19 protein-coding genes and 1 pseudogene are annotated in these 19,707 nt (G+C 68.9%); 11 read left to right on the top strand and 9 right to left on the bottom strand.

Going from position 1 to position 19,707, the window contains the following annotated elements:
* The first annotated feature begins 128 nt into the window (after positions 1-128).
* On the top strand, positions 129-2,192 hold the full coding sequence (locus tag QWJ39_RS10995) for a S9 family peptidase (protein ID WP_290257827.1): 2,064 nt from the start codon (positions 129-131) through the stop codon (positions 2,190-2,192).
* A 23-nt stretch (positions 2,193-2,215) separates the two neighbouring features.
* Here QWJ39_RS10995 and QWJ39_RS10990 read toward each other — a convergent pair whose 3' ends face one another.
* The gene (locus QWJ39_RS10990) at positions 2,216-2,929 is read right to left on the bottom strand and encodes a peptide deformylase (RefSeq protein WP_290257826.1); all 714 of its coding nucleotides are present in this window, start codon (positions 2,927-2,929) and stop codon (positions 2,216-2,218) included.
* Positions 2,930-2,938: 9 nt separating this feature from the next.
* Positions 2,939-4,003 (bottom strand): hypothetical protein, encoded by a 1,065-nt coding sequence (locus tag QWJ39_RS10985; RefSeq protein ID WP_290257825.1) that lies wholly within the window; start codon positions 4,001-4,003, stop codon positions 2,939-2,941.
* Between the two features lie 95 nt (positions 4,004-4,098).
* Between QWJ39_RS10985 and QWJ39_RS10980 the strand changes: the two genes are divergently transcribed.
* Positions 4,099-4,503 carry a nuclear transport factor 2 family protein gene (locus QWJ39_RS10980; RefSeq protein WP_290257824.1) on the top strand — a complete coding sequence of 135 codons (405 nt, stop codon included), beginning with the start codon at positions 4,099-4,101 and terminating at the stop codon, positions 4,501-4,503.
* A 34-nt stretch (positions 4,504-4,537) separates the two neighbouring features.
* Here QWJ39_RS10980 and QWJ39_RS10975 read toward each other — a convergent pair whose 3' ends face one another.
* The 3 genes from QWJ39_RS10975 to QWJ39_RS10965 are packed head-to-tail and all read right to left on the bottom strand — an operon-like array spanning position 4,538 to position 7,694.
* Positions 4,538-5,701 carry an NAD(P)/FAD-dependent oxidoreductase gene (locus tag QWJ39_RS10975; RefSeq protein WP_290257823.1) on the bottom strand — a complete coding sequence of 388 codons (1,164 nt, stop codon included), beginning with the start codon at positions 5,699-5,701 and terminating at the stop codon, positions 4,538-4,540.
* Positions 5,698-6,468: a class I SAM-dependent methyltransferase gene (locus QWJ39_RS10970; RefSeq protein WP_290257822.1), complete on the bottom strand. Its 771-nt coding sequence runs from the start codon at positions 6,466-6,468 to the stop codon at positions 5,698-5,700. The genes QWJ39_RS10975 and QWJ39_RS10970 overlap by 4 nt, the downstream gene beginning before the upstream one ends.
* Before the next feature lie 8 nt (positions 6,469-6,476).
* Entirely contained in the window at positions 6,477-7,694 is a 1,218-nt protein-coding gene (locus QWJ39_RS10965) for a type III polyketide synthase (protein WP_290257821.1), read from the bottom strand.
* A 140-nt stretch (positions 7,695-7,834) separates the two neighbouring features.
* On the opposite strand from QWJ39_RS10965, the gene QWJ39_RS10960 reads away from it, so the two are divergent.
* The 3 genes and pseudogenes from QWJ39_RS10960 to QWJ39_RS10950 form a co-directional block, all read left to right on the top strand.
* Positions 7,835-10,222 (top strand): excinuclease ABC subunit UvrA, encoded by a 2,388-nt coding sequence (locus tag QWJ39_RS10960; RefSeq protein ID WP_290257820.1) that lies wholly within the window; start codon positions 7,835-7,837, stop codon positions 10,220-10,222.
* Positions 10,223-10,276: 54 nt separating this feature from the next.
* On the top strand, positions 10,277-10,666 hold the full coding sequence (locus QWJ39_RS10955; RefSeq protein ID WP_290257819.1) for a Rid family detoxifying hydrolase: 390 nt from the start codon (positions 10,277-10,279) through the stop codon (positions 10,664-10,666).
* A gap of 141 nt (positions 10,667-10,807) precedes the next feature.
* Positions 10,808-11,281, top strand: a pseudogene (locus tag QWJ39_RS10950) (class I SAM-dependent methyltransferase); the annotation flags it as partial.
* Positions 11,282-11,713: 432 nt separating this feature from the next.
* On the opposite strand, the gene arr reads toward QWJ39_RS10950, so the two are convergent.
* Positions 11,714-12,139 (bottom strand): NAD(+)--rifampin ADP-ribosyltransferase, encoded by a 426-nt coding sequence (gene arr, locus QWJ39_RS10945; protein ID WP_290257898.1) that lies wholly within the window; start codon positions 12,137-12,139, stop codon positions 11,714-11,716.
* A 156-nt stretch (positions 12,140-12,295) separates the two neighbouring features.
* On the opposite strand from arr, the gene QWJ39_RS10940 reads away from it, so the two are divergent.
* The 6 genes from QWJ39_RS10940 (at position 12,296) to glgX (ending at position 17,688) form a co-directional block, all read left to right on the top strand.
* Positions 12,296-12,640, top strand: a complete 345-nt coding sequence (locus tag QWJ39_RS10940; protein WP_290257818.1) for a hypothetical protein — start codon at positions 12,296-12,298, stop codon at positions 12,638-12,640.
* Between the two features lie 22 nt (positions 12,641-12,662).
* A complete protein-coding gene (locus QWJ39_RS10935; RefSeq protein WP_290257817.1) occupies positions 12,663-13,172 on the top strand; it encodes a DUF427 domain-containing protein in 510 nt (169 codons plus the stop codon).
* 120 nt (positions 13,173-13,292) lie between these two features.
* Positions 13,293-14,000 (top strand): hypothetical protein, encoded by a 708-nt coding sequence (locus tag QWJ39_RS10930; protein ID WP_290257816.1) that lies wholly within the window; start codon positions 13,293-13,295, stop codon positions 13,998-14,000.
* A 496-nt stretch (positions 14,001-14,496) separates the two neighbouring features.
* A complete protein-coding gene (locus QWJ39_RS10925; protein WP_290257815.1) occupies positions 14,497-14,949 on the top strand; it encodes an ASCH domain-containing protein in 453 nt (150 codons plus the stop codon).
* Positions 14,946-15,482, top strand: a complete 537-nt coding sequence (locus tag QWJ39_RS10920) for an SRPBCC domain-containing protein (protein ID WP_290257814.1) — start codon at positions 14,946-14,948, stop codon at positions 15,480-15,482. Before QWJ39_RS10925 ends, QWJ39_RS10920 begins: the two co-directional genes overlap by 4 nt.
* Before the next feature lie 154 nt (positions 15,483-15,636).
* Positions 15,637-17,688, top strand: coding sequence for a glycogen debranching protein GlgX (gene glgX / locus QWJ39_RS10915; protein ID WP_290257813.1), 2,052 nt, complete (start codon positions 15,637-15,639; stop codon positions 17,686-17,688).
* An 85-nt stretch (positions 17,689-17,773) separates the two neighbouring features.
* Here glgX and QWJ39_RS10910 read toward each other — a convergent pair whose 3' ends face one another.
* From QWJ39_RS10910 to QWJ39_RS10900, 3 genes are all read right to left on the bottom strand, one after another.
* On the bottom strand, positions 17,774-18,121 hold the full coding sequence (locus QWJ39_RS10910; RefSeq protein WP_290257812.1) for a peptidase: 348 nt from the start codon (positions 18,119-18,121) through the stop codon (positions 17,774-17,776).
* A gap of 109 nt (positions 18,122-18,230) precedes the next feature.
* Positions 18,231-19,328 (bottom strand): cation diffusion facilitator family transporter, encoded by a 1,098-nt coding sequence (locus QWJ39_RS10905; RefSeq protein ID WP_290257811.1) that lies wholly within the window; start codon positions 19,326-19,328, stop codon positions 18,231-18,233.
* Positions 19,325-19,690: a metalloregulator ArsR/SmtB family transcription factor gene (locus QWJ39_RS10900; RefSeq protein ID WP_290257810.1), complete on the bottom strand. Its 366-nt coding sequence runs from the start codon at positions 19,688-19,690 to the stop codon at positions 19,325-19,327. The genes QWJ39_RS10905 and QWJ39_RS10900 overlap by 4 nt, the downstream gene beginning before the upstream one ends.
* Positions 19,691-19,707 lie beyond the last annotated feature (17 nt).

The raw sequence follows: 19,707 nt of genomic DNA, 5'->3' as shown, positions 1-19,707 counted from the left end.
TCCGGCCGGAGGAGCCCGCGGACCTCCCGGAGAACTCCCTCGCCTCCCGCCGCGGCTGGGCGACGCCGGCGCAACGCCGGACTGTGAGGTATTTCACCTGCCGCCGGGACGGGGCTAGGCTCGCACTCGTGAAACCCCAACATGTGACCCTGCTCAAGTCTGTCTCCGCGCCCGCCGTCCACCCCGACGGAACCCACGCCGTCGTGTCCGTGGTGCGCCCCGATTTCGACGCCGATTCCTACGTGGGCCAGCTGTGGTCCGTCTCCGCGGACGCGGACCGGGCACCGCGCCGGCTGACCCGCGGCTTCCGCGACACCGCGCCCGCCATCTCCCCGGACGGGCAGGTCCTGGCCTTCATCCGCGCCGCGGCGGGCGGGAAGCCGCAACTGCACATCGTGGAGGCCGGCGGCGGCGAACCCGTTGCCGTCACCGACGCACCGCTCGGAGTGGGCGCCTTCGCCTGGTCCCCGGATTCCCGCAGCATCGTTTTCGCCGCCCGCACCCCGGAGGACGGCCGCTACGGCACGGTTGACGGCGTCTCCGCAGGCGGCGAGGACGCCCGCCTGATCACCGACTACCAGTACCGGATGAACGGCGTGGGCTACACGGCCGACAAGCCCCAGCAGCTCTTCCTGCTGGATGTCCCGGCGCTCACCGACGAACCCTGGGTGGCACCGGCCGGCCGGGCCCTCAAGGACGCCGGCAAGGACGCGTCCAAGGACGCCGGCGACGCGAGGTCCTCCGGCAAGCTGCCGGATGCGCGCCAGCTGACCCACGCGGCAACCGACCACGACGGCGCAGTCTTCAGCGCCGACGGCAGCCACGTCTACTTCACCGCCGCCCTGCACGAGGGACACGATCGGGACCTGGTCACCGGGATCTACCGTGTCCCGGTGGGCGCCGCTGCGAACGCCGACGAGGCCCCCGCCCCGGAAGAGGTCCGGCCCGCTGCCGCCGGCACTGGCACCCTGTCCATCGGTGCCGTCCGGGAGAGCCGCGACGGCCGCCACCTTTACTTCCTGGCCCAGGACCTCGGTCCGGAGGGACTGGACTTCGTGGCCCGCAACACCGCCCTCTACGTGATGCCCCCGGCAGGCGCGGACGCGGTCCGGCTCAGCGACCCGGAAACCCAGGACATCGCGGGCCCGCTGGAACCGGCCGGGACGGACAGCGTGCTGGTGATGAACAACGCGCGCGGTGCCGTTGAGCTGCTCCGCGTCGGCCCCGACGGCAGCAGCACCGCTCTGACCACCGGGCCGCGCGTGGTCGCCGGCGCCGCGGAAGCAGCCGGAACCGTCTGGATCAGTTTCACCGACGCCGGGACCTCCGGTGACGTCGCCGTGCTCGGCGGGGGGGAGCCCCGGACGCTCACCGACTTCTCGGCTCCGCTGCGGGAGGAGGCCGGCGTGCTGGTGCCGCAGGAGCTCACCTTTGCCTCACCGGACGGCTACCCGGTGCACGGCTGGCTGGTCATGCCCGAGGGCAGCGGCCCGCACCCGGTGCTGCTGAACATCCACGGCGGCCCCTTCGCGCAGTTCACCGGGGCGCTCTTCGACGAGGCGCAGGTCTACGCCGGTGCCGGGTACGCGGTGCTGATGTGCAACCCGCGCGGCTCTGCCGGCTACGGCCAGGAGCACGGGCGCAGCATCAAGGAGCGGATGGGCACCGTGGACATGCAGGACGTCCTGGCCTTCCTCGACGGTGCGTTGGAGAAGTTCGAGGAGCTCGACGGCGGCGCGCTAGGCATCATGGGTGGCTCCTACGGCGGCTACCTGACGGCCTGGACCATCAGCCACGACCACCGCTTCAAGGGCGCAATCGTCGAACGCGGCTTCCTGGACCCCGTAAGCTTCACCGGCTCGGCCGACATCGGCTGGTTCTTCGGCGGCGAGTACACCGGCCGGTCGGCGGAGCAGATGGAAGCCCAGAGCCCTATGGCCCGGATCGGCGAGGTGCGCACTCCCACCCTGGTGATCCACAGCGAGGAGGACTTGCGCTGCCCGGTGGAACAGGGCCAGCGCTACTTCACGGCGCTGAAGCAGCAGGGGGTGGAGACGGCCTTCCTGGTCTTCCCGGGCGAGAACCACGAGCTGTCCCGCTCGGGCACGCCGCACCACCGCCGGCAGCGGTTCGAGCAGATCCTGCAGTGGTGGGGCCGGTATCTGCCGACGGCCACTAACGCAGCGTCCTAAGCCCCAGGCCCTATGGCCGCGAGTCACCCAAGGCCCGGCAGGAATCCCAGTTCCTGCCGGGCCTTTGTGATGTCCGGCTGGGCCCAGCGGGCGGCGTATTCGGTGTTGGTGGTCAGGGACCGCAGTTCTGCCCTGTCCAGATACAGCACGCCGTTGACGTGGTCCGTCTCGTGCTGGACGATCCGGGCCTGCCAGCCGGTGAACTCCCTGGTCTTCACCTCGCCGTCCGGGTCGGTGAAGGTTAGGCGCACCGATTCGGGGCGCAGGACGGCGGCCTGCAGTCCGTTGACGGACAGGCACCCCTCGTAGAAAGCCTTTCGCTCTGTGCCGAGGGGTTCGTAGCTGGGGTTGAGCATGGCGAAGAACTCCAGCGGCTGCCGACCCCTGACGGCAGCGACCTCCGGGTCGACGTCGAACGTGTCCTCCAGCACTGCCAGCCGCAGCGGGATGCCCAGCTGCGGGGCGGCCAAACCCACCCCCGGCGCCTTGTGCATCGCCCGGCGCATCAGATCGATCAGGGCTGACAGGGTAGGGGCGTCCAGCTGCCCCGTGAACGGGGCCGCGCTCTGCCGGAGCACCGGATGGCCAGCCTGCACGATCGGCGGCAGCACTCCGGCCTCGAGGATCCGGTGGACGGTTTCCCGGATCCGGTCGTCGAGGGAGGGAGTCCCGGCGGAATCGGTGTCCGCGCTGGTCGGATCGGTGTCTGGACTGAGGTTGCTGGCGTCTGCTGGCATGGCTCCAGACTACTGGCGACCGCACGCGGCGGTGACGAAATCGTAGATCCTGCCGCGCAGCGCCATCCCGGCGTCGATCTTGAGTGTGCCTGCCCGGCCTGCCACGGTGACGTGGAGCGGTATCAGCGTGCCCACCTTGTCCTCGGCCACGGCGTGCGGGTCGCACCGCGCCGGCCGCAGGCCCAACGGGACCACGCGTTCGGGCTGGTCGGCGGTGATCTCCAGCCCGTGCGGCCACGGCGCCGCGGCGTCTTCGGCCAGCAGCGTGGTGCCGCCGACGCCATCGATGGTGAGCGCTTGCTTCGACGTCGAATCTCCAGCGTGGCGCGAGGTGATGACGAGGTCGACGACGGCGGCGCGGCCGTCTGCGGTGGGCCGCAGGTCCGGGGCGAACCGGAAACCCGCGACGGCATTCGCCGCCTGCGCCACGCACTGTTCGTCGTTGTTCCGGGTCAGCACCCCGAAGGGGTCGGTGACGGCAACCGTGACCTGGCGGACCGCCCCGGTGGTGTCACGGAGCCGCAGTGTGGCCTCGCCGGCCTTCGCTTCGCTGCCGGATGCCGTACCCGTGGCCTCGGTGCCGGCATTGCCGGACGCGTCGCCGGCCGCCGGGCACGCTGCGGCCGGGAGTAGGGCGGGGAGGCTCTTGGGCTGGCCCGGCGGAAGTTCGGTCCCGCCGCCCGGAGCCGTCCAGCCGATGGCACCGGCGAACAGGGCGGTGGTCACGTCGGCCGCCTCGACGGTGAGGGCGGCAGAGGTGGTGTTGGTCAGCTGGATTTCGACGATCTGCTTGCTGTAGTTGTCCCGGAACTGGTTCATCGCCGCGGTCACGGGTGCAGCGGACGGGGTGCCGGACGGGACAGACGCGGTGCCGGGGACGGACGACCCGGGCGTGGGCGCGGCCGGCGGCGATGTACCCGTGGCGGCGGGGTTGGCGGGGCCGGTGCAGGCCACGGCCAGAAACACGGACACCAGCAGCGGCACGATCGTCAGCGCGGCGCGGACCCGGCGTGGCGGGATCTGCGCCGTCCGCCTTTCCGGCGGTGGCCTGCGGCGGGTCGGAGGGCTGCCCATGCGGCCAGTGTAGGCGCGGGTGCCGCACCGCGGCAGGAGCCGGCTCGGGGAGGTGCCGGGTCCGGGGCGGTTGGTCACTCGGTTAGTCTCAAGGTATGACTGACGCCGCGCCCCTGGATCGTGTGCTGGGACTGCTCCGTGCCATCGAGTCCGGTGCCGGGTCCGCGGCGTTGGAGCCATTTCTCGCCGAGGACTATGTCCTGACGGAGGCTCCCCACCTGTTGGACCCCGCCGGGAGCACCCGGACCCGGGAGCAGGTGCTCGCCGCCGCGGACCGCAGCGGAGAGGTCGTGATCGGGCAACACTTCGACGTCCGCCGGACCACGTGCGAAGAGGATCGGGTGGCGGTGGAGGCGGAATGGTCGGCCGTCCTGCAGCTGGACCTGCCGCTCTGGGACAAGGGTGAGACCATCCGCGCCCGGACCGCCTCGGTCTTCGAACTCCGCGACGGCCTGATCGTCAGCCAGCACAGCTACGACTGTTACTACACCCCCGAGTAGGCGCCGCCCACACGTCAGTGCACGGTGAAGGGGCTCACTGCATGGTGAAGCGGCGGGCCGTCCACCGGTTCAGCGCCGGAACCGCGGCGGCCGCCGCAATTGCCCCGTTCCGGGCCGCGAGGAGTCCCGCCGGCAACGGCCGTCCCAACGCCATATTGATTTCGGATTGCCGCACGGCCCGTGCCGCGGCCCTGAGCCTGCGGTGCTCGAACGCCCGCAACCCGGGCGCCATTGACGGGTCATGGGCCCGCCCGGTGGACAGTAAGGAGGGAATGAGGCCGGCCAACTCGACGGCGTCCAGCCAGCCGAGGTTCATTCCCTGACCGCCGATCGGGCTGATCTCGTGGGCGGCGTCGCCGATGAGGACGCAGCGCCCCGCGGCCATCCGCTGGACCAGCCGCGAGCGCACGCCGAAGGTGCTCAGCATGGTGTTGCTGCCGGCGTCGACGGTGACGCCGGTGCGCCGTCGAACCTCCCCGGCCAGCCCATGTGCCCCGTCGCCCGGGATGGTGCGCCCGTTGAGGCGCACCACCCAGCGCCGCTGCCGGCCCGGCAGCGGGAAGGACTCCACGATCCCGTCGGCTGCGAGGAAGAGCGCCGCGTCGGGGCCGAGGTCGGTACCGTCGTCGAAATCGCCCATCAGGTACCGGTCCGGGTAGTCCCTGCCGAGTGTCCCGAGGCCCGCGGCGGAGCGCACAACGGAGCGGACGCCGTCGGCGCCGACCACCAAAGTCGCCTCGAACTCCTCCTCGTGCCCGGCGCTGTCGGTGCACACCCGCACGGGGCCGTCTTGCCGCCCCCTACCCGCAAGCCCCGTCACCCGTACCCCGCAGCGGAGCGCCACGGGGTCCAGGCCGCGCAGCCTGGCCGCCAGGACCTCTTCCGTGGTGTTTTGCGGTAGGGACAGCACGAACGGGTAGGGCCCGGGCACGGCATTGAAACTCATGCCTGCCAGGGTGCGGCCCGCGTTGACCGCAACACCGCGCCGGATCGGGACGCCCCGGCGGATCAGCTCCTGGTCCACGCCGGCGCGGGACAGTGCGCCCAGGGCCGGCGGGTGGATGCCGATGGCGCGGGAGTGCCCGGCGGTCCCGGGGGTCCGGTGCTCCAGGACAGTGACGGATACTCCTTGCTGCAGCAGCAGCGTGGCCAGAAACAGGCCGACGGGCCCGCCGCCGACGATCGCGACGTCGATCACGGGCGACGGCCCGGCGTCGCGGAATCGCCCGATGCACCCTGAGGGTTCCCGGTGCCGGGAGGGACCTCACTGGCGGGGCGCTCCAGCAGTAGGAGGTTGCGGAACGGAAAGCCGGGCCGCACCGTCCAGCCCGGGGGAGCGGCGGCGCGCAGTTCGGCGGGCGTGTAGCTGCGGCGGATGGACGTCAGCCCGTCGGCCCGGATGAACGATCCACGGAATGGCAGGGCGGCGCCGGAGAACAGCCCGTAGGCCAGTGCGCTGCGCCGCAGGTCGTTGTGCAGGACCAGCCGGCCGGCCAGCGCCGCCGACTCGGCCAGGAACCCGGGCAGATGGTCGTCCGGGAAGTGGTGAAGGACGTGGTTGGAGACCACGACGTCGAACCGCTCCCCGGCGGCCAGGAGCCCGGTGGTGTCCTGCCTCCGGAAGCTGACTCCTGGGGCCTTCCCCGCGGCAGCCCGGGCCTCGGCGAAGGCGGCGGCCCGCGGGTCCGGGTCCACGGCCGTGACCCGTAGCGGAAGCCGGTCGCGGGCGGCCCAGCGGGCCAGCCGGACGGCGACGTCCCCGCCGCCACAGCCGACGTCCAGCAGGGACACCGGGGCCCCTGCCGCGAAGAGCGGCCTGAGGTGCTGCCGGTAGATCCCCCGCCAGCCCGAGACGGCGCGGTTCACCAGGTCAAATTGCGCGTAGGTGCGCTCCAGCCGGCCGGGATCGCAGTCATCCTGGTCCATTTCCTCGACGGCATCGGCCGCCCGGTCACTAAGCAGCACGGAAGCTCTCAGGCGAGGGCGGACGCGGCGGCCGCCGCAGCGGCCGGCTTCAACGCGCGTGGGGAATCCTCACGAGCCCCGGTGACCTTGGTGAACAACGCGGTCTCCACGGTCAGCCCCGGACCGAACGCCATCGAGCAGATCCGCTCGCCGCGCCCGTCGCCGTCGTCCGCTCGCGGATCGGCGGGAAGGTCCAGGATGTGCCGGAGGACGAAAAGCACCGTGGCGCTGCTCATGTTCCCGTAGTTGCGCAGCGTTTCCCGGGCCGGCCGCAGTTGCTCCTCGCTGAGGCCCAGCCGGGTCTCGACCTTGTCCAGGATGCTGCGGCCGCCCGGGTGGATGGCCCAGTGCCGGATGTCGCCGTACGCGGCACCGGTCAGCGAGGGGTCACGGGCCAGGAGGGGTTCCAGGGCGCCGACGATGTGTTCGTCGATGATGTGCGGGACGTAGGTGCCGAGCACCATTTCGAAGCCGGCGTCGCCGATGTTCCAGGCCATGGCCTCCTCGCCCACGGGGGTGAGTACGGTTTCGAAGTGGTCCAGGGTCATCAGCGCCGGCGCGTCCGGGACACCCCTGGCCGTGATGACAGCGGCGGCCGCCCCGTCGGCGAAGAGGGCCGAGCCCATGATGGTGTCCGGGTCGTTCGAGGTGCGCACGTGCAGCGAACACAGCTCGGCGCAGACCACCAGCACCACGGCGTCCGGGTCCGCCTCGCAGAAGGACGCTGCGGCCCGCAACGCCGGGAACGCGGCGTAGCAGCCCATGAACCCGAGGTGGTACCGCCGGACGGAGGGTTTGAGGCCCAGGCCGCGGACGATCTTGTAGTCGGGTCCGGGGTTGAAGAACCCGGTGCAGGAGACGGTGACCAGGTGGGTGATGTCCTCCCGGGCGATGCCGGCGCAGGCGTCGACGGCCTTCTCCGCGGCCTCGATGAAGAGTTTGCTGGCCTCGACGGCGAAGATGTCGTTACGGGCCTTGGTGCCGGGGCTGAGCAGGAGTCCGGAGGCGGCGTCGAAGAACTGCGGGTCGGCGGCGGTGCTGCGCGTGGTCAGTTCGTCGAGGGCGGTGTAGCGCGTATCGATCGCGGCGCCGTCGAAACAGGTGGCCACCAGGCGGGCTCCGAGCCTGCTGAGGCCCGGCTGGGCGGCGAAGACGTCACGGGCTTCGGACTGGATCAGGACAGTGGGCGGGACAGCAGTTTCCAGGGACCTCAGGTAGACCGTCATGGTTCATTCTGTGGGAGCCCGGCGGATTAGACAATGGCGTCTTGGCCGCGGCTGGCGCCCGCCGTCGTCGTTCCCGCCCAATAACACCACCGTCTGTTCTAAGCTGGCCCTGCACGCCCAATGGAAGGAGACGCGGCAGCATGACACCAGCAGGGGAGCCGGCCCCGGCGGCGGTCCACGTCGCCGACACCCATGACCTGATCCGGGTGCAGGGGGCACGGGAGAACAACCTCAAGGACGTTAGCGTCGAGATCCCGAAGCGCCGCCTGACCGCATTCACCGGCGTCTCCGGCTCCGGCAAGAGCTCGCTGGTGTTCGCCACCATCGCGGCCGAGTCCCAGCGCATGATCAACGAGACCTACAGCGCCTTCGTGCAGGGGTTCATGCCTACCCTGGCGCGCCCCGACGTCGACCTCCTCGAGGGGCTGACGACGGCGATCATCGTGGACCAGGAGCGGATGGGCGCCAACCCCCGGTCCACGGTGGGCACCGCCACGGACGCGAACGCGATGCTCCGGATCCTCTTCAGCCGGATCGGCACCCCTCACGTCGGGCCGCCCACGGCATTCTCCTTCAACGTCCCCACCCGCAAGGCCAGCGGTGTCATGAGCACCGAGAAGTCCGGCCGGGTGGAGAAGAATGTGGTGCAGAACGTCGTCTACCTGGGCGGCATGTGCCCTCGGTGCGAGGGCATGGGGTCCGTGTCCGACATCGACCTGACCGCCCTGTATGACGAGACCAAGTCGCTGGCCGGCGGGGCGCTGACCATTCCCGGCTACAGCATGGACGGCTGGTACGGCCGGATCTTCAGCGGCTCCGGGTTCTTCGACATGGACAAGCCGATCAGCAAGTTCACCAAGAAACAGCTGGATGACCTGCTGTACCGCGAACCGACCAAGATCAAGGTCGAAGGCATCAACCTCACCTACGAGGGCCTGATCCCCAGGATGCAGAAGTCCATGCTGTCCAAGGACCCGGAGGCGATGCAGCCGCACATCCGCGCCTTCGTGGAGCGGGCGGTCACGTTCCAGTCCTGCCCGGAGTGCGACGGAACCCGGCTCAGCCAGGAGGCCCGGTCCGCGCGGATCAACGGCAAGAACATCGCCGAACTCTGCGCCATGCAGATCACCGACCTGGCCGGCTGGATCCGGGAGCTCCGGGAACCGTCCGTGGCGCCGCTGCTGGGCGGCCTGCAGCATCTGCTGGATTCCTTCGCGGAGATTGGCCTGGGGTACCTTTCCCTGGACCGGCCGGCCGGGACGCTGTCCGGGGGAGAGGCGCAGCGGACCAAGATGATCCGCCATCTGGGCTCCTCGCTGACGGACATCACCTACGTCTTCGATGAGCCCTCGATCGGCCTGCACCCGCACGACATCGAACGAATGAACGGGCTCCTGCTGCAGCTGCGGGACAAGGGCAACACGGTGCTGGTGGTCGAGCACAAACCCGAGACCATCGGCATCGCGGACCACGTCATCGACCTGGGGCCAGGGGCCGGAACGGGCGGCGGTGAGGTGGTCTACCAGGGCACCGTGGCGGGGCTGCGGGGGAGCGGCACCGTCACCGGGCGGCACTTGGACGACCGGGCCGCGGTCAAGGATCCGGTCCGGACACCGGCGGGGGTATTGGAGGTCCGCGGCGCCTCCACGCACAACCTCAAGGACGTCGACGTCGACCTCCCGCTGGGCGTGCTCTGCGTGTTGACCGGTGTCGCCGGCTCCGGGAAGAGTTCGCTGGTCAATGGATCGGTGGCCGGGCGCGACGGCGTGGTGGTGATTGACCAGGGCGCCATCAAGGGTTCGCGGCGCAGCAACCCGGCGACCTACAGCGGGCTGCTGGAGCCCATCCGGAAGGCTTTCGCCAAGGCCAACGGCGTCAAGCCGGCGCTTTTCAGCTCCAATTCGGAGGGCGCCTGCCCGGCCTGCAACGGCGCGGGCGTGATCTACACGGACCTGGGTGTCATGGCCACGGTGGAATCGACGTGCGAGGAATGCGACGGCAAACGCTTCCAGGCCTCCGTCCTGGAGTACACGCTGGGCGGCCGGAATATCGCCGAGGTGCTGGCGATGTCCGTGGCCGAGGCGAAGGACTTTTTCGGCGGGGGAGAGGCAGCCACCCCGGCCGCCCATAAGGTCCTGGACCGGCTCGCCGACGTGGGATTGGGTTACCTGAGCCTGGGCCAGCCGCTGACGACCCTGTCCGGCGGCGAGCGTCAGCGGCTTAAACTGGCGGCCCAAATGGCCGAAAAGGGCGACATTTACATCCTCGACGAGCCGACCACCGGACTGCACCTGGCCGACGTCGCGAACCTTCTGGCGCTGCTGGACCGGCTGGTGGACTCGGGCAAGTCGGTGATCGTCATCGAGCACCATCAGGCGGTCATGGCGCACGCGGACTGGATCGTCGACCTGGGTCCGGGTGCCGGGCACGACGGCGGCAGGATCGTTTTCGAGGGCACACCGGCTGAGCTGGTAGCCGCACGGTCCACGCTGACGGGCCAACATCTGGCCACCTACGTGGGCCACTAGACCGCAGACAACTAAGCCCTTGAAAGTTCAACCGCAGGAAAGGAACTGGTGTCCATGACCCGCCAGAGTGTTCTCGCATCGACGGCACCGAAGCCCATTGGACCGTATTCACAGGCCGCCACGGCACCCGGACTGGGCGTGCTGTTCCTGTCCGGTCAGACGCCCATCGATGCGTCCACCGGCGAACTGGTGGACGGCGACGCTGAAGCACAGACCCGGCGGGTTTTTCACAATCTGGAGCAGGTTCTGACCGAAGCCGGCCTGGGCTGGGACGACGTCGTCAAGGTCAACGTGTACCTGACGTCGATGGCTGACTTTGCGGCGATGAACTCGGTGTACCGTGACATCTTCAATGAGCCGTTTCCGGCGCGCACCACGGTGGCTGTCGCTGAACTTCCGCTCAACGCGCGCGTGGAAATCGAACTGACAGCGGCACTGCGCTAAGCCCCTCCCGGGTTCCTGGCTATAACGCCGATAATCAACATTATGTAAAGTAAAGCTGAACTACCCCTCTCCGCCCGCGTGCCTTCCCGGGCTCCGCGTACCGCGTCGTCCCCGTTTCTCCCCACACGTGGACCACACTGGATGCCGGGAAGACATCATCGAGGTGGGGAAATCGTGGCAGCAGCAGGAACCGATCAGAAAGGCGCCGATGCCTGGTCCGGCGTCGGGCCTTCGTACGCGCAAAGTTTTGCCCACCTGTGCGCGGGTGCCATCGCGCCGCTGCTTGAGGCAACAGCCGGGATCATTGGCCCGTTGTCCGGTCGCAGGCTGGCCGATGTCGGGTGCGGAAATGGGAACCTCGCCGCCGTGGCGATCGAACTGGGCGCCGACGTCAAAGGCGTAGACCCGGATGCCGGGATGCTCTCCATGGCCCGCGTCGTGGCGCCTCAAAAGGACCTGCTTCTGGGCGGGCTGCCTGACCTGCCCCTCCCCTCGTCTGATTTCGACGCCGTCCTCGCCAATTTCGTCGTCAACCATGTCGGGGATCCCCGCACCGCCGTCGTCGAACTCATCCGGGTGTGCCGGCCGCAGGGCGTGGTCGGCGTCACCATCTGGCCCTCGGAGCTTTCGGCGATTAACACCCTGTGGGCGGAGGTGGTGAATGCCAGCGGGGTAACGGCAGCCGGCCAGGAGAGACTTCCGGCGGACATGGATTTTGATCGAACAGAGCCCGGATTGCGTGAGTTGCTCGAAAAGGCAGGCGTGGAAGCCGTTCAGACAAAGACCCTCTCACGGGACTTCATGATCGATGCGGAAGACCTGTGGGCCGGCCCGGCCGGAGGCGTCGGGGGAATCGGCAAGGTCGTTCGCAGCCAGGCGCCAGTGGTTCAGGGCGCCATGCACCGGGAATACCTTCGGCTGGGCTCCCCCTCACAAGGAACGGAAAAGTCGTGCTCCCTGCGGTTGCACTGCTCGGCGTCGGCCAGAAGCCCCTCCGACCCACCAGCGGGCGGCACTAATCACCCTGGCTGCCGCGAGATAGAACAGCTAGTTGATGATCTCGCCGCCTGCGTCGGATGTCAGAACCGAAAGCCGTTCGCGCCACATCTGCAGCTGCTCGGGCGTAAGCCGGGTCCACTCAAAGATCTCCCCGGTGATCAGCAGCGGCTCAGCGCTCCGATACGACCGGGTGGGGTTGCCCGGAAACTTCTTGTCCGTCACGTTCGGGTCGTCCTCAAACGCCCCGATGGGTTCGACGACGTAAACACGGGGGCGCAACGCGCCGACGGACAACTCTGCAGCGATTTCCGCCGCCAACCCGGCGCCATCGACGAGGGCCGTGAAGTAGATGTGGTTCATCACTACCTCGGGACGGTAATTCGACCGTCGGCCCGCAGTCAGCCGGTCCCCCGCCCGCAGATCCGCGACCGTGCCGTGGAAGAAGGGACCATTCTCACTGGATGCTCCGGACACCTGCACTCCTCGCCTGTCTGCGCCGACGTCGACGCCGCTTCTCTACGTTAGCCCGCATTCCTATCATCCCCCGGCGAGGCGCGGCCTCCTTATAGACAAGATGCTAAGTAGGCGTAATACTAGACAAACTAGTAAAGACGTTTGAGAGGTTTGGGAGTGACCGTGACGGCTACCATCTCTGCCGGGCCTTGGGCGCCCGAGGTCGATGTCCGCAATGCTGACCTTATCCGCCTCATCGCCGGGGTTGCTGCCGCCGACAAGCCGTCGCTGGAGGGCTTTTACGCCCTTACCTCGGCCCGGTGCTATGGCCTCATCCGGCAGATCGTCCCAGAGGCACGCGCCGCGCAGGCAGTCCTGGAGGCCGTCTACGCCTCCGTCTGGAATCGGGCACGAACGTACCGGCCAAGCGACGGGGCCCCGCTCGCCTGGGCCCTTTCCCTCGCCTACGGGCATGCGATGCAGGCGCGCACGGGTCAGGGCATCAACGCGGCCGGCGCCTGACCTCGGCCCCGGCAACGATCCAATGAGCCTCTTCTCCCGGCATCCCCGTCCCATTCCCCCGGCCCCCGGGCAGGAATCCGTCTGGGACTATCCCCGGCCCCCTCGCGTCGAACACCGCAGCGAACGCGTGGTGGTGCGCTTCGGCGGGCAGGTCATCGCCGACACCACCGATTCGGTCCGTGTCCTGGAAACCAGCCATCCCCCGGTGTACTACCTGCCTATCGAGGCCTTCCCGGCCCGGGCGCTGCGGCCGGCGGAGGGGTCCAGCTTCTGCGAATTCAAGGGCGAGGCCCGGTACTTCGACGTCGTCTCCGGGTCATCGACGGCACATCGGGCCGGCTGGACGTACCCGGAGCCGGCTAAGGGCTTCGAATCCCTGCGTGGCCGGGTGGCGCTCTATCCCGGCCTGATGGACGCCTGCGAGATCGACGGCGAACGGGTCACCCCGCAGGAGGGCGGCTTCTACGGCGGCTGGATCACCGCCAACATCGTGGGCCCGTTCAAGGGCGCACCCGGCACCGGCGGCTGGTAACCCGGCGCGGTCGAATGTACCAACGCCGTAAGGATCCGGCGTCCCCCGGAAACCTTCATTTCACACGGACAAATGTCCGCCGCAACTGAAATGGGGTCGAAGATGTTGAATCACCGAAAAGTGCTGCTGCCCGTTGTCATGGCCGCCGGTCTGGGCCTTGGGTTCGCGCTCATAGCGTGCGGACCCTACCCGGGCAACGCCGGCATGAGCTCCGCCGGGTCTCCGGTGGTGCGGGACACCGCCGAGTTGACGTCGACGTCGTCCGTTGAAGCAACGACCAAGGCCTCCGTCCCTCCGCCCACTGCAAAAGGCCGCGACGCCGGCGACGCGAAGGTCTACACCTTTCCGGACGGCGGACTGAGCTTCGCCTACCCTGCCGACTGGACCGTGCAAACCTCGACGCCCCCCGCAGGGCTGCCCGGCGTGGAGGCCCTGGTCACGGACCAGTACGGCAAGGACCGGGTGCTACTGGCCCGGGGTGTTACGGCCGGTTGCGCCGGCGGCCCCGTCTCCCGCACGGTCTTGGACCGCGCCGCCGCTCCCGGCATTCCCACAGCCGACGGCGGACCAGCAGCGTTCGGCTTTGTCAGCGAAGTCTCCCCCGGCGGCGAGACCTACTCCATGGGCCTCACGGATCCCCGCTCCCTGCAGGAGGGCGACGGCGTCTCCTCCTGGTGCGGCCTGGTGGGTTCTGGCGGGGATGGGCTTTTTACGCGGGTAATCTTCGCCGACCCGGCGTTTCCCAGCCAGGGGGCGGCCAAGGCGTGGATGAAGACCAAAGACTATGACCGTCTCAAGGACTTGCTGGTCAGCGTCACCGTCCGGTGAGCCCGGGGTGTGGGGTGCCTGCGGAGGGGCATCCCACACCTGCGTCCGGACGCGTCAGTGGAGAGGCGGGATGGCCCCGTAGGACTTCGGCAGTGCATAGGGGTTGGCCGGACGATCCTCGTCAAGCGACGTCGGCTCCTGCGTCGCGTAGGTACGCGGCGTACGCAGGTTGCGGGACCGGCGTCGAAGTCCCGTCACCAGGAGCCCCAGCCCTGCGAGCAGGCATACGGTACCGGCGATGAGGGCCACCCCCGGCGCGCCCCGGCCCGAGAGCGCATCGAACAGGGGCAACGGCATCATGATGAGCGCTACCGCCAGAAGGGCCACTCCGGACCCGATGAACAACGTTCCCTTTGATCCCACAATCTCCCCCTTAGAGGTCCAAGGACGGACCCTATTGTCAGTCAACCCGATCCGGCGCGTCGGGGGAAGCTCCCGCAGGCATCCATCTTCGCCGTTTAGCCTGAAGCGTCCAGCCCATGGAGGATGGGGAGCTATGAGTACTGACGAGGACCTGCCACACGCCGAGTTCGCCTTTCCCGGACCGTTGAGGGACGCGCTCGTGGGTGCCATCCTGGATGGCCGGAAGACGTCGACGACGTCGCTCGCCGTGGAGTATGCGCGCGCCGACGAGCCATTACCGATCGTCGGGGCGCGGCAGCAGGTCCTGGATTCGGCGGGGCGTGCCGTTGCTGTCATCGAGACCACGGGTGTGCGCCGGGTGTCACTGGCCGAGGTGGATCTGGACCATGCCCGGGACGAGGGCGAAGGCTACGAAACGGTGGCCGAGTGGCGCGCCGGACATGAGAACTTCTGGCACAGCGACCAGATGCGGGCGGCACTGGGCGAGCCCGGCTTCACGGTCCGCGACGACACCCTGGTGGTCCTCGAACGGTTCCGCCTGGTCCGTCGACTGCAGGATGGAAGCGGGCTAGGCTCGGCCCCATGACCGACGCCGAAACTGACACACCGCGACTGCTGGGGACCCTGCACGCCGCAGGCACGTCGGGGTTCGTCCGCCTCGAGGAATACCTGGACGCGCCCGTCGGTACCGTATGGAGGGCGCTGACCGGGCTAAGCGAGCTGGGCGCCTGGCTCGGCGAGCTGGCAGGGATGTCGGGAGAGCCGCTTGCGGCAGCCCCCACCGTTGGGGGCGAGTACCGGGCGCGCTACTTTGCGAGCGGCTGGGAGGGTACCTGCCGCATCGAGGCGTGCGAGAAGGGCAGGGCCATCCGGATCGCCACCTCGTCCGAGGATGAACCCGAGGGGCTGATGAAGATCACCCTGGCACCTCACGGCACCGGGACCCTGCTGGTGTTCGAGGACCATGGCCTGCCACTGACGAACCTGGCCGCCTACGCCGCCGGGGACCAGATCCACGTCGTGGACCTGCGGTCCCACCTCGCGGGCAAGGGACGCTGCGACGCCCGGCTGCTCTGGCAGCAACTGCATCCGCTCTATCTCCAGCAGCCCACGCATTGATCAGCGCAGGCATTAACGCCCGGCATGGACCCGCCCCGGCGGAGTCCGGAGCGATCCCCAACCGAACTGTGACATCCCGCCGTCGCGGTTCAAGCTTTCGTCAGCATGCTTACTATACTGAGGGCTAACACTTCCGTAGAGAAACGAGCATCGCATGACTTCGGCATCCGCCACGCGTTCCCTCCCCTATCCCCTGGGCGTCACGCTGCGTGAAGACGGCGCCAACGTGGCGATCTACTCGCAGACTGCCGACGCCGTCGACTTCTGCGTCTTCGACGGAGACGGCAACGAGACCCGGACCGCGCTCGCCGAACGCACCGGCCACGTCTTCCACGCCGTGGTCCCCGGCGTCGAGGTGGGCACCCGCTACGGGATCCGCGTCGACGGGGCCTGGAACCCGGACGCCGGCCTGCGGCACAACGTGAACAAGCTGCTGCTGGACCCGCACGCCACCGCCGTCGAGGGCGGCTACGACTGGGGCCAGGCCGTCTTCTCGCACGACCTGAACGATCCGACCGTCTTCGACGAGTCCGATTCCGCCGATTCGACGCCCCGCTGCGTCGTGACCGACCCGTCCTTCGACTGGGACGCGGGCTCCCCCGACATCGCCCCCCGCACTCCCCTCGCCGAGACTGTGGTCTACGAGGTCCATGTCAAGGGCTTCACCCAGCAGCACCCGGACGTCCCCGAGGACATCCGCGGCACCTACGCCGGCCTGGCGCACCCGGCGGCCATCAAGCACCTGACGGACCTGGGCGTGACCGCCGTCGAACTGCTCCCCGTCCACCAGTTCGTCCAAGACAGCCACCTCGAGGAGAAGGGCCTCCGGAACTACTGGGGCTACAACAGCATCGGCTTCTTCGCCCCGCACGGCGACTACAGCTCCGCGGGCGACGGCGGCGGCCAGGTCGCCGAGTTCAAGGCCATGGTCAAGGCGCTCCACGCGGCCGGCCTCGAGGTCATCCTCGACGTCGTCTACAACCACACGGCCGAGGGCAACCACATGGGCCCCACCCTGTCCTTCAAGGGCATCGACAACGCGGCCTACTACCGCCTCGTCGAGGGCGAGGAGTCGGCTTACTTCGACACCACCGGCACGGGCAACAGCCTCAACGTCGGCCACCCCGCCGCCCTGGGCCTGATCATGGACTCGCTCCGCTACTGGGTAACGGAGATGCACGTCGACGGCTTCCGCTTCGACCTGGCCACCACGCTGACCCGCCAGGACGGCAGCGCCGAACTACACAGCGCCTTCCTCACCCTGATCGAGCAGGATCCGGTCCTCGCCCCGGTGAAGATGATCGCCGAGCCGTGGGACACCGCCGGCTACCAGGTGGGAGGCTTCCCGGCCGACTGGTCCGAATGGAACGGCAAATACCGCGACGACGCCCGTGACTTCTGGCACGGCGGCGAGAACATCCTGGGCGACTTCGCCCAGCGCTTCCTCGGCAGCCCGGACGTCTACGAGGGCAGCCGCCGCGCCCCGGTCTCCAGCGTCAACTTCATCACCGCGCACGACGGGTTCACCCTGGCCGACCTGACCGCCTACGACGAGAAGCACAACGAGGCCAACGCCGAGGACAACAACGACGGCGAGAGCGACAACCGCTCGGCCAACCACGGCGTGGAGGGACAGACCGACGATTCGGCGGTCAACGAGCTTCGGGACCGCCAGCGCCGTAACTTCCTCTCCACCCTGCTGCTCTCCGCCGGCGTCCCGATGATCCTCGGCGGCGACGAAATGGGGCGCAGCCAGGGCGGCAACAACAACGCCTACTGCCAGGATGACGAGATTTCCTGGTTCGACTGGAACAAGGTGGACGGCGACCTGCTGGAGTTCACCACCCAGCTGATCACCCTCCGCCGTGAGAACCCGGCGCTGCGCCCCACCTGGTACCGCCACGCCCCCGAGGCCGGCAGCGCGGACACCGTCCGGGTGCTGCGGGCTGACGCCGAGGGCTTCGGCGACGAGGACTGGACCGAGGACCACCGCGCCATCGCCTTCGTGCTCGAGCACGAGGGCGCCGACGCGTTCGCGGTGCTCTTCAATGCGGCCGAAAACGGGGTGGAGTTCACAATCCCGTCGGCACCCGGTCAGGAATGGGAGCTGGCGCTCTCCACCGACCCGGAGCAGCAGGTTCAGGCCCCGGTCGAGACCCTGATCGTGCGTGACCGCTCGGTCACGGTCCTTCGTTCGCGGGCCTGATCACACCCTGAAGTGACTGTGGGGCGGGACCATTCGGTCCCGCCCCACAGTCATGCCCGGGCCGTTGTGGCCTGCGTCCTGGCTCTTAGCGGAGATCGGTCAGGCCAGTGCCCTGATCGTCGAGGCACGGCGAACGCTTACCGGCGGGCGCCCCGGTGGAGCGCAGGCAGGTGCACTGCGGCCCCTTGGTCCCCGGCAGCGACGTCCAGACGAACCGCTGCATCTTGTTGTAGAGCCCGAAGTCGAGCACCGCCCCGTCCAGCCTGGGAGCAAGGTCCGCGCTGACGCTTAGCTCGACGGCGTCCTCCCCCGCCGGTTCCAGCTGGCACCGCAGCGGTTTCCGCGGCAGGGTCCTGGAAAAATAGAGGCCCTGCTTCCGGCATCCGCCGTCGGCCAGGTAGCAGTGCAGGGTGCCACCGAACACGCCGATCATCTCCAGCGCGGCGTCTGTGACGAAAAAGCGTCCATGGCCGGGGATGGCCGCCCCGGTTCTCGCGGGGCTCCCCTCCTCCGGATGCACTGATACCCGGCCGGTCCGTTGCCTAGCCGGCAACGACGACGACCGTTCCGACGTTGCGGACTCCGCCCCGCACCGCCTGCTCAATGGACCGGGTGGCGTCTGACAGCTCGGCCATAGTCCAGTGGGCGTGCGCCGGGGTGGTGACCTCGACGTGGAGCCGGTGCCCGGACCAGCGGAGCCGGACAGTGGATCCGGGTGCCACGGGTTCGATGGCCGCCTCGGTCCGGTCCACCAAGGCGGGGTCGACGCCGTCGAGCAGGCGCCGTCCGATGTCCCGCACCGTTCCCCAGAGCAGCACAAAGATGGTGATCGAGATCAGGATGCCGATCAGCGGGTCCGCCAGCGGGAAGCCGAGCCAGACGCCGACGACGCCGGCCACCACGGCCAGGGAGGTGAAACCGTCGGTGCGGGCATGCACGCCGTCCGCCACGAGGGCCGCGGACCCGATTTCCTTGCCCACCCTGATGCGGTAGACGGCCACGATCTCGTTGCCGGCGAAGCCAATGAGACCGGCCGCCAGCACCCAGACGAGGTTGGTGAGGGGCTCGGGCTGGAAGATGCGGATGACCGATTCGACGGCCGCGACGACGGCGGACAGCGCCACCATGGCAACGATGAACAGGCCGGCGAGGTCCTCGGCCCGGCCGTAACCGAAGTTATAGGTCCGGGTGGCGGCGCGGCGGCTGAGGATGAAGGCGATCCAGAGCGGCACCGCGGTCAGGGCGTCCGAAAAGTTGTGGATGGTGTCTGCCAGGAGCGCCACGGAGCCGCTGAAGAGGAAGACCACCAGCTGCAGGAGCGACGTAACTGCCAGGACCACCAGCGAAATCTTCAGCGCCCGGATGCCCTTGGCCGACGACTCCATGGCCTCATCGACGGAGTCGGCGGCGTCGTGGCTATGCGGGACGAACAGTCCGTGCAGGAACCCGCGAAGTCCGCCCGGGTGTTCGTGGCCATGGTCGTGCGAGTGGTCGTGCCCGTGCCCGTGCCCATCGTCATGCGAGTGGTCGTGGTCGTGACTGTGCGCATGGTCGTGGTCGTGACTGTGGCCGTTCGCGTCGTCGTGGTCGTGCTGGTGGGCGGCGGCCTGCGGCACGCTGCCATCGGTGATGTCTTTCATGCCGTTCCGCTCTCTTGGTCTGCGTGGTGGTGCCGGGGGGTGCCGCCCAAGGTGTGTTCGGCCTGGTAGATCGCATCCGCCACGAGCTGGCGGGCGTGTTCGTTCTCGAGCCGGTAGTACACCCGCGTGCCCTCGTGCCGGGTTGAGACGATCCGCGCCATGCGGAGTTTGGCGAGATGCTGGGAGACCGCGGACTGGGGCTTCCCCACGGTCTCGGCCAGCTCGTTGACGGACAGCTCGCCGTCGCGCAACGCCAGGATGATCCGGACCCGGGTGGCGTCCGCCAACATCGCGAAGACCTCGACGGCCAACTCGACGTACTCGCCGTCGACGTCCAGGCCGCACGGCTTATCTGCATTCATGCGAATATTATGACACA

The sequence above is a fragment of the Arthrobacter sp. YD4 genome, assembly GCF_030410515.1.
Lineage (GTDB): Bacteria > Actinomycetota > Actinomycetes > Actinomycetales > Micrococcaceae > Arthrobacter.
Note: the sequence above shows the minus strand (reverse complement) of the source record. Positions and strands in the feature narration are given on the sequence as shown.

What these genes read in the sequence shown, in the direction of transcription:
- QWJ39_RS10920 (WP_290257814.1), top strand. Translation starts at nt 14,946, where the DNA reads ATGACCGACGCCGAAACTGACACACCGCGACTGCTGGGGACCCTGCAC.
- QWJ39_RS10980 (WP_290257824.1), top strand. Translation starts at nt 4,099, where the DNA reads ATGACTGACGCCGCGCCCCTGGATCGTGTGCTGGGACTGCTCCGTGCC.
- QWJ39_RS10935 (WP_290257817.1), top strand. Translation starts at nt 12,663, where the DNA reads ATGAGCCTCTTCTCCCGGCATCCCCGTCCCATTCCCCCGGCCCCCGGG.
- glgX (WP_290257813.1), top strand. Translation starts at nt 15,637, where the DNA reads ATGACTTCGGCATCCGCCACGCGTTCCCTCCCCTATCCCCTGGGCGTC.
- QWJ39_RS10900 (WP_290257810.1), bottom strand. Translation starts at nt 19,690, where the DNA reads ATGAATGCAGATAAGCCGTGCGGCCTGGACGTCGACGGCGAGTACGTC.
- QWJ39_RS10910 (WP_290257812.1), bottom strand. Translation starts at nt 18,121, where the DNA reads ATGATCGGCGTGTTCGGTGGCACCCTGCACTGCTACCTGGCCGACGGC.
- QWJ39_RS10985 (WP_290257825.1), bottom strand. Translation starts at nt 4,003, where the DNA reads ATGGGCAGCCCTCCGACCCGCCGCAGGCCACCGCCGGAAAGGCGGACG.
- QWJ39_RS10955 (WP_290257819.1), top strand. Translation starts at nt 10,277, where the DNA reads ATGACCCGCCAGAGTGTTCTCGCATCGACGGCACCGAAGCCCATTGGA.
- QWJ39_RS10990 (WP_290257826.1), bottom strand. Translation starts at nt 2,929, where the DNA reads ATGCCAGCAGACGCCAGCAACCTCAGTCCAGACACCGATCCGACCAGC.
- QWJ39_RS10905 (WP_290257811.1), bottom strand. Translation starts at nt 19,328, where the DNA reads ATGAAAGACATCACCGATGGCAGCGTGCCGCAGGCCGCCGCCCACCAG.
- QWJ39_RS10960 (WP_290257820.1), top strand. Translation starts at nt 7,835, where the DNA reads ATGACACCAGCAGGGGAGCCGGCCCCGGCGGCGGTCCACGTCGCCGAC.
- QWJ39_RS10965 (WP_290257821.1), bottom strand. Translation starts at nt 7,694, where the DNA reads ATGACGGTCTACCTGAGGTCCCTGGAAACTGCTGTCCCGCCCACTGTC.
- QWJ39_RS10925 (WP_290257815.1), top strand. Translation starts at nt 14,497, where the DNA reads ATGAGTACTGACGAGGACCTGCCACACGCCGAGTTCGCCTTTCCCGGA.